General features: G+C 28.3%; 1 protein-coding gene. It reads right to left on the bottom strand.

What is annotated here, in order from left to right:
• Positions 1-241: 241 nt before the first annotated feature.
• Positions 242-1,495: an IS4 family transposase gene (locus HY951_16050; protein ID MBI5541574.1), complete on the bottom strand. Its 1,254-nt coding sequence runs from the start codon at positions 1,493-1,495 to the stop codon at positions 242-244.
• Positions 1,496-1,835: the final 340 nt, after the last annotated feature.

Here is a 1,835-nt window from a genome sequence, read left to right as displayed (position 1 = left end):
TGGTTTTTTTGTTTACAATAATCGAATTCAACAAAACTAATAACTAAAATTACTATAACCATAAACCAACAAACTATAAACAAAAATGCATTATTTTACCCCATTTATAGTTTAGAAATTCCAATATCTGAAAATATTATATATTAAATCACTATTAACCGACTAAAATAAATATTGTTCCAAATATACGAATAAGTCGTTGAAAATCAATAATACATTTTAATTTTAAAAAATAGACCCCCTATATAAAATTCAAATTAAGTTGACCGAAATTTGTAGGCGGAGCATTTTGATTTTTTATAAAACCTCTTTTTATACTTCTTAATAATTCAAATACATCAAGTAAGCTAATCAAATGTATCCTTATGATTGATGCAACTACTGAAAATGCTTTTTTGGTCTGTGCCATTTTTTGAATTACAGTCAATAATAATTGAGCTATTAGTGTACACCAAACTTGAGTATAAATTGCATTTACTGTTTCTCCATAGAAAAAATGCAATTGAAAATTCTGTTTCATTTTTTTAAACAATAACTCAATACCCCATCGTTTTTTGTAAAGAAAAGCAATTTCTTCTGCTGAAATATCCATATTGTTTGAAAGAAATTCATAGTATCTGTTTTTTTCGTCTTGATAACATACTTTTTTCAATTGTAATTTCTTTTTTTTTCCATTTTGTTTTTTTCCATTAGCATCTTCTGGGGCATACTCTATTTCAATTATTTCTTCTTTTAATACCATTGCTTTCCCTTGTATTTTATTTTCTGTACGAAGAACCTCAATTATTGTATAAACAGCATTTTTTTTGAGCCTTGTAACAAAATATACATTTATTGCTGTCCATATTGCAAACTGATGGTAATAATTGTATGCTCTATCAAATACAACCATGCTGTGTGAAATCAATTCTATTTCTTTCAAAAAGTTTTTATCATGAACTTTTGCTGCGGTGATTTTTATAAATCTTCCAACAGATTGTACTGCATCAATTAGCATATGAACTTTAAGTCCGCCTTTCTTTTTTCCATCATTTTTTGGGTTTCTACCAACACCCTTTAAGACATTACTGAATAGTCGGATTGTTGTTGAATCTATCAAAAGAACCTCTTTAAATGTTAATCCATAAGTTCGGCTGTCCGACAAAAAACTCTTATAATGATGAACTAATGAAAAATATAAATCTTCAAAGAATCTGTTATCCCTATTGCGTAAACCATCACTTGCTGTACTTTTTGCTGGTGCTTTTTCTAATCCTAAATGGTTTAATTTCCCTCCTAATGCTCTTAGTCCTTCACAAATTTCATTCATAGAATCGCATCTACTTAAAATACCAAATAACATCGTGATTATATGTGTCTTTGATTTAAAAGCTTTATAATAATAATCGGCATTGTGTTTCTTTACTAATCCATTGAAATCAATAGCATCTAATAATTTTATTACTTGTTTAAAAATCGGCTGTCCGACAAATTTTATTTCATTATCTTTGCTCATGTTGAATTTTTTTTGTTCAAATCAAAAATACAACATCTGGGGGAATCCTTTTTGGTAGTACCCCTATTTTAAAAAATTAATCGGTTAGTAGTGATATTTTTACCAAGTTTTCTTATTAACACTAAACATGTTTTTTTACCTCAACTTTGTCTGATTCTTGGGTAGATTACCCAAATTTTCACAGATAATAACAACCAAAGGTTGTTTCAAATCTGTGAAAATTCTTATTAAGCTAAAAACGGGATAAATTGTTGAATTTAGTAGTTCCGCTAGGAACGGCATATTGGTAGAAAAAATGTTATACCCGCTTACCAAAGTCGCGTGGGACGAAATATATATC

This window comes from Bacteroidia bacterium, from assembly GCA_016218155.1.
In the GTDB taxonomy this organism is placed as follows: domain Bacteria; phylum Bacteroidota; class Bacteroidia; order Bacteroidales; family GWA2-32-17; genus GWA2-32-17.
The sequence above is the reverse complement of the archived record's forward strand: the minus strand, read 5'-3'. Positions and strand labels throughout refer to the sequence as shown.